Source organism: Peptoniphilus sp., assembly GCF_050943655.1.
Classification (GTDB): Bacteria; Bacillota; Clostridia; order Tissierellales; family Peptoniphilaceae; genus Peptoniphilus_A.
The window spans coordinates 1-6,790 of record NZ_JBMNPQ010000078.1 but is presented as its reverse complement, the minus strand read 5'-3'; the positions used below and the strand labels follow the sequence as shown (position 1 = coordinate 6,790).

At 32.2% G+C, this 6,790-nt stretch carries 6 protein-coding genes; all 6 read left to right on the top strand.

The annotated features are described in order from the left end of the window. Positions 1 to 107: 107 nt before the first annotated feature. Positions 108 to 992 (top strand): glycine--tRNA ligase subunit alpha, encoded by an 885-nt coding sequence (locus ACOX6R_RS06825; protein ID WP_433448602.1) that lies wholly within the window; start codon positions 108 to 110, stop codon positions 990 to 992. Beyond that, positions 985 to 3,057, top strand: a complete 2,073-nt coding sequence (gene glyS / locus ACOX6R_RS06820) for a glycine--tRNA ligase subunit beta (protein WP_433448600.1) — start codon at positions 985 to 987, stop codon at positions 3,055 to 3,057. The genes ACOX6R_RS06825 and glyS overlap by 8 nt, the downstream gene beginning before the upstream one ends. 14 nt (positions 3,058 to 3,071) lie before the next feature. Further along, a complete protein-coding gene (locus ACOX6R_RS06815) occupies positions 3,072 to 3,701 on the top strand; it encodes a helix-turn-helix transcriptional regulator (protein ID WP_433448598.1) in 630 nt (209 codons plus the stop codon). Between the two features lie 9 nt (positions 3,702 to 3,710). After that, entirely contained in the window at positions 3,711 to 4,538 is an 828-nt protein-coding gene (locus ACOX6R_RS06810; RefSeq protein ID WP_433448596.1) for a pyruvate, water dikinase regulatory protein, read from the top strand. Positions 4,539 to 4,540: 2 nt separating this feature from the next. Continuing rightward, positions 4,541 to 5,551: a deoxyguanosinetriphosphate triphosphohydrolase gene (locus ACOX6R_RS06805; RefSeq protein ID WP_433448594.1), complete on the top strand. Its 1,011-nt coding sequence runs from the start codon at positions 4,541 to 4,543 to the stop codon at positions 5,549 to 5,551. 4 nt (positions 5,552 to 5,555) lie between these two features. Continuing rightward, a partial coding sequence (gene dnaG, locus ACOX6R_RS06800; RefSeq protein ID WP_433448592.1) for a DNA primase occupies positions 5,556 to 6,790 on the top strand: 1,235 nt, incomplete at its 3' end.

Below are 6,790 nucleotides of genomic sequence, written 5' to 3'. Positions count from 1 at the left end.
TAATAATAAAAAAATATTTTTACACAATATTATTATTAATTATATAAAATACAATTTAGAAATAAGTAATTTTAATTCATTAAAATTGCTAAATTAAGGAGGATAAAATGTATTTCCAAGATTTAATTCTAACACTTGAAAATTATTGGAAAGAAAAGGGAGCAATAATCTTGCAACCTTATGATATTGAAAAAGGTGCAGGTACTATGAACCCTCAAACTTTTTTAAGGGCTCTTGGACCTGAAGAATGGAAAGTAGTGTATGTTGAACCATCAAGAAGACCAGCTGATGGCAGATACGGAGAAAATCCAAACAGATTATACCAACACCATCAATTACAAGTAATACTTAAACCATCACCAGAGGAAGTTCAACAAATGTATTTGGATTCACTTTTTGCAATTGGAATTGATCCAAAAAAACACGACATTCGTTTTGTTGAAGATAACTGGGAATCACCAACTCTTGGAGCTTGGGGACTTGGTTGGGAAGTTTGGCTAGATGGAATGGAAGTTACTCAATTTACTTATTTCCAACAAGTGGGTGGAGTGAATTTAGATCTTGAAAGTGCAGAACTTACTTACGGACTAGAAAGAATAGCAATGTATCTACAAAATGTAGATTCTGTTTATGATATAAAATACAACGAAAATCTAACTTACGGAGATGTATTTAAACAAAATGAATACGAACACTCTGTATATGCATTTGAACTTGCAGATGTAGATATGCTTAGAAAATTATTCGACATGTATGAAAAAGAGGCTGAAAGAGTAATAGATGAGGGAGTCGTACTAGACGCTTATGATTACACTCTAAAATGCTCTCATACTTTTAATATGCTTGATGCAAGGGGTGCTCTTTCTGTATCTGAAAGAACTTCTTATATTCAAAGAGTTAGAAATCTTGCAAGACTTGTAGCTAAAGAATATTTATCACAAAGAGAAAAAATGGGTTATCCTTTATTAAATAGAGGTGAAGATAATGAGTAATTATTTATTAGAAATTGGAGTGGAAGAATTACCGTCTAGATTTGTGGAGATGGCAATTGAACAACTTAAAGATAAATCCGAAAAACTTCTTAACGAAAACAAGATAGCTTTTGAAAGTACTTCTGTTTATGCAACTCCAAGACGTTTATCTTTGATAATAAATGGAATTGCAGATAAGCAAGAGGACAGTTCAAAGGAAGTTAAAGGCCCTTCAGCAAAAATTGCTTTTGATGAAGATAATAACCCTACTAAACCTCTACTTGGCTTTATGAAATCTCAAGGGATTACAGAAGAAGATATTGTAATAAAAGATTTAAAGGGAACAGATTATGTTTTTGCAAATATTTCATCAATAGGAACAGATACAAAAGAAATTTTAAAAACTATCATTCCTGATCTAATTAGAAATATCAATTTCCCTAAAAACATGAGATGGGGAGGCAAAAACTTAAGATTTGCAAGACCTATTAGATGGATAGTTTCTCTATTTAACGACGAAGTAGTTGAATTTGACTTTGAAAAAATAAAAGTTGGCAACAGAACTCACGGACATAGATTTTTAGGATATTCAGATGTTGTTATAGACGATGTCACAAATTACGAACAAATTCTTGAAAATAACTACGTAATCCTTGACCAAAACAAGAGAGAAGAAATAATAAAACTTGGCTCTAATAAGATTGCCAAATCTTTAGGAGGAGAAATCCACGAAAATCCAGAGTTATTGGAAGAATTGACATATATCGTAGAATATCCAACTCCTATTAAGGGAGATATCAAAAAAGAATACTTGATTCTACCAAAAGAAGTTGTAACAACAACTATGATAGATCACTTGAGATTTGTCCCTATTTATGCTGAAGATGGAGAGTTATTGCCATATTTTATAACTGTTAGAAATGGTACTGAAGACTACAAAGATATTGTAATAGAGGGAAATGAAAAAGTTCTAGGCGCAAGACTCGAAGATGCTAAGTTCTTCTATGAAGATGACATATCAAGACCTTTAGAAGATTATGTTAAAAACCTAGACGGCGTATTATTCTATGACAATCTTGGAACAATGAAACAAAAAGAAGATAGAAATGCAAAACTTGCTAAAAAAATCGGTGAAGTTCTTCAAATTGCAGATGAAGCTCTAGAAGATGTAGAAAGAGTTGCATATTTATCTAAGGCGGATCTTACTACAAAAATGGTAATAGAATTTACAGAACTTCAAGGTGTAATGGGATCAATTTATGCCAAAAATTCTGGAGAAAAAGATATTGTTTCAACAGCAATAAGAGAACAATACCTTCCTAGATTTGCAGGAGATGAACTTCCAAACACAACAGTTGGTTCAATATTTTCACTTGCAGATAAGCTTGATACAATTGCAGGATTATTTGCAATAAATCAAATTCCAACTGGTTCAGCTGACCCATTTAAACTTAGAAGATCTGCAATTGGTGTCATAAATATTATTAGAAAAACTAATTGGAAGCTTGAACTTAAAGATATTTTAATGACTTCACTATATGAATATATTGAAAAGTTAGGTTTAACTTTTAATCACGAAGAAGTATTAGATAAAATTGACGAGTTTTTCTTAGGTAGAATTAAGACAATGCTTCAAGAAGAAGGTATCAGATACGATGTAATTGATGCAGTTCTTAAAAAAGATGAAATTATCTTAGATATTTTTGAAAAAGCGCATAAGTTAAACGACTGGTTTAATGAGGACGACAGATCCAACTTTGTCGATGCTTTTGTAAGAATTAATAACATGACAAAAGATTTTGATAAGGAAGAAATTGACTCTAGCCTATTTGAAATTGAAGCTGAAAACAACTTATATGATAAATATTTAGAAGTACATGAGTTAGTAGATAACAATTTAGATGAAATGGATATTATCTCTGCAATGGATAATCTAAATACATTGGTTAAATATATCGACGAATATTTTGACAATGTAATGGTAATGGCAGAAGATGAAAAGATTAAAAACAACAGACTATCTCTATTAAAATCTGTAGAAGAAGATGTACAAAGAATTTTAAATATTGAAAAGATTGTCGAATAAGGCTCGGTGATGAATTGAAAATTAGCGATAGACAGGCTGAAATAATTGAAATTGTTAAAAAGAACGGTCCTATTACTGGAGAAGAAATTGCCGATAATTTAGGTCTGTCTAGGGCTACTATTAGAGCTGATCTTTCAGTACTTACGATGATAGGCATAATAGGAGCAAGACCTAAAGTTGGATATTTTTATACTGGGAAAAGTGGTCTGACAATTTTAACTGAAGATTTTAAAAAATTAAAAGTTAAAGATTTTATGTCACTTCCTTTTTCTGTAGATATAAAGACTTCAATTTATGATGTAGTAGTTAATTTATTCATGGAAGATATTTCTTCAATGTTTATTACAGAAGATGGATATTTGGCTGGAATTGTATCTAGAAAGGATTTAATAAGGTTTACGCTTGGAAATTCTGATATAAAGAAAACGCCAATATCAATTATTATGAGTAGAATGCCGAATATTGTTCATATATCTAAGGAAGATAGCGTATATAATGCTGCTAACTTAATTGTTACAAGAGGTTTTGATTCACTGCCAGTTGTTGAAGAGGTAGGAGATGAGCAATTTAAAATAGTTGGTCGTTTTACAAAAACTAATGTAACGAGACTTTTTGTAGATATTTGTAATGGAGAAATTTTATAGGGGGAAGGAATGAAAGATTTAGAAAATCCTTTAGTAGTATTTGTAATTTCAGATTCAATAGGTGAGACAGGAGAACTTATTGCAAAGAGTTCTGTAAGACAGTTTGAATCAGAAAATTTTGAAATTCGAAGATACCCTTACCACAATAGTGTAGAGCAAATTAAACCGCTCTTAGAAGAGGCTGCAAAAATTGAAAATAGTTTAATCGTTTATACAAATGTAGTTCAAGACACACGCAATTATATAGAAAAGGTAGCCAAGGAATTATCACTTCACACAGTGGATGTAATGGGCGAACCTATGAGACAAATTGAAGATATTTTGGGATACGAACCACTTAGAGAGCCTGGACTAATTAGACGACTTGATGAGAATTATTTTAAAAAAGTAGAATGCGTTGAATTTGCCGTTAAATATGACGATGGAAAAGATCCAAGGGGAGCAAAGAAGGCTGATATCTGTTTAGTTGGAATCTCAAGAACTTCAAAGACACCTCTATCAATGTATCTTGCAAATAAACTATACAAAGTTGCAAATATACCTCTTGTTCCAGAAGTTCCAGTTCCAAAGGAAGTTTATGAAAAAGATGTAAATAGAGTTGTTGGGCTTATTGCTAATCCTGATAAAATCATAACTATAAGAGAACAAAGATTAAAATCTTTGGGACTTGAATCTGGAGCAAAGTATGCAAACTACGACAGAATAAAGGAAGAGTTAGATTATTCACGCCAAGTTATGGATGATTTAGGTTGCTATGTAATAGATGTATCTGACAAGGCAATCGAAGAGACAGCAGAACTTATTATTGAAAGATACCAAGAACATTTTGAGAGGTAAATATGTGTCTGAGAGTCGAAAGAGAAAAGCTTGAACATTTAATGTATTTTGATTTTGCTACCTTTGCAGATAGTAGCAAGGGACGCAAAAATTATGAAGAGCAGTGCGATATGAGGACTATATTCCAAAGAGATAGGGATAGGATTATTCACTCTAAAAGTTTTAGAAGGCTTAAGCACAAGACACAAGTTTTTATTTCACCTGAAGGGGATCACTTTAGAACGCGACTCACACATACCCTTGAAGTAAGCCAAATTGCAAGGACAATAGCTAGAGCCTTAAGACTAAATGAGGATTTAGTTGAGGCAATTTCTCTTGGACATGACCTGGGACATACGCCATTTGGTCATTCTGGAGAGAAGGTCTTAAATAAACTTTGCAAAAATGGTTTCAGACACAATGAGCAATCTCTTAGAGTTGTTGATTTTTTAGAACGAAAAAACGATCGAATTGGATTAAATTTAACAGAAGAAGTGCGAGATGGAATTTTAAATCACTCGGGATCAGATGTATCGAGCACTTTGGAAGGAAAGATTATTAAATATGCCGATAGAATTGCATATATCAATCACGATATCGACGATGCAATAAGGGCGGGGATAATAAGTGAGGGTTCTCTTCCAAAAGAACTTACATCTGTCCTTGGGCACTCTTCATCAGAAAGAATAAACACTATGATAGGCGCAATAGTTAAAAAAAGCTACGGCAATCCAATAGTTGAGATGGAAGAGGACATATACGAAGCGACAATGGAACTTCGAAAGTATATGTTTAACAGAGTATATCTTGATTCTGTAGTAAAAAGCGAAAATCATAAAATAGATAGACTTTTAACTGAACTCTATAATTATTATGATGAAGATATTATGAGAATTCCAACAGATCATTTGAATATTTATGATAATGTAGATGCTGATAAAGAAGATATAATTACAGATTACATTGCAGGTATGACGGATACTTATGCAATAAAACAAATTAAAGAAATTTTTATTCCAAAAGGATGGAGCTAATGATTTGTTTATAATAGATGATAATGTCCTTGATGAAATTAGAGAAAGAGCAGATATAGTAGATTTAATTGGAAATTATGTTAATTTAAAAAGATCTGGGGCAAATTATATGGGTCTGTGCCCTTTTCACTCAGAGAAGACTCCTTCATTTTCAGTTTCTCCATCTAAGAAGATTTTTAAGTGCTTCGGATGTGGAGAAGGTGGAGATGTAATAACCTTCATAATGAAAAGAGAAAATTTGGGTTTTCGAGAGGCAGTTGAATTCTTAGCTGACAAGTACAATATTGCTCTTAAGGAATATAGAGACGTAAACAGAGAAGAAATTGACAAGAAGAACAGAATGTATGACATAAACCGTGAAGCGGCAATACATTTTTTAAAAAATTTGCAAAATTCTAAGAAGGCTCAATTCTATCTGCACAATAGGGCTCTATCGAACGATACGATAATTAAATATGGTCTTGGTTACTCTAAAGATTCGTGGACTGATTTATTAGATCACTTAAAGGCTCTTGGATACAACGAAGAGGAGCTTTTTGAGCTCAATTTAGTTTCAAAGGGAAAGAGCGGAAATTACTACGACAGATTTAGAGATAGAGTGATGTTCCCAATTATTAATAGAAATAATAAAGTTATAGGATTTGGGGCACGCGCATTTGGAGACATTAAACCAAAATATTTAAATTCTAGAGAGACTCCCATATTTAATAAGGGACAAAATGTTTTTAACATGAATATTGTCTCAAAGGAGTCTTCACGTGAGAGAATTATTTTGGTTGAGGGCTATATGGATGTTATAAGTCTATACAATAGTGGTATTAATTATTGTGTAGCAAGTCTTGGTACGTCTTTAACAAAGGATCAGGCAAATTTAATCGGCAGGATGGCAAAGGAAATATATATCTGTTACGATAGCGACAATGCTGGATTAAATGCAACTTCTAGAGCAATAGACATATTCCTATCAGAGTCTATTAAACCGAAAATTATTAAATTAAGAGACGGACTGGATCCAGACGATTATATTAAAAAGTTTGGGAAAGAAAGATTTGAAAAAGAAATTAAAAATGCTAAGAGTTACGTTGAGTTTAAAATTGAAAGATTAAAATCAAACTTTAACCTTGATGACCCTCAAGGGCTTACGAATTTTACTATGAAAGCAGCAAAGATATTTTCAAGTATTTTAAATCCTATAGAGCGAGAAGTTTATGTTAAAGGATTTAGCGAAAAATATAATAT

Excerpts from the sequence above, each read along its gene's own strand:
- glyS (WP_433448600.1), top strand. The coding sequence starts at position 985 with ATGAGTAATTATTTATTAGAAATTGGAGTGGAAGAATTACCGTCTAGA.
- ACOX6R_RS06810 (WP_433448596.1), top strand. The coding sequence starts at position 3,711 with ATGAAAGATTTAGAAAATCCTTTAGTAGTATTTGTAATTTCAGATTCA.
- ACOX6R_RS06805 (WP_433448594.1), top strand. The coding sequence starts at position 4,541 with ATGTGTCTGAGAGTCGAAAGAGAAAAGCTTGAACATTTAATGTATTTT.
- ACOX6R_RS06825 (WP_433448602.1), top strand. The coding sequence starts at position 108 with ATGTATTTCCAAGATTTAATTCTAACACTTGAAAATTATTGGAAAGAA.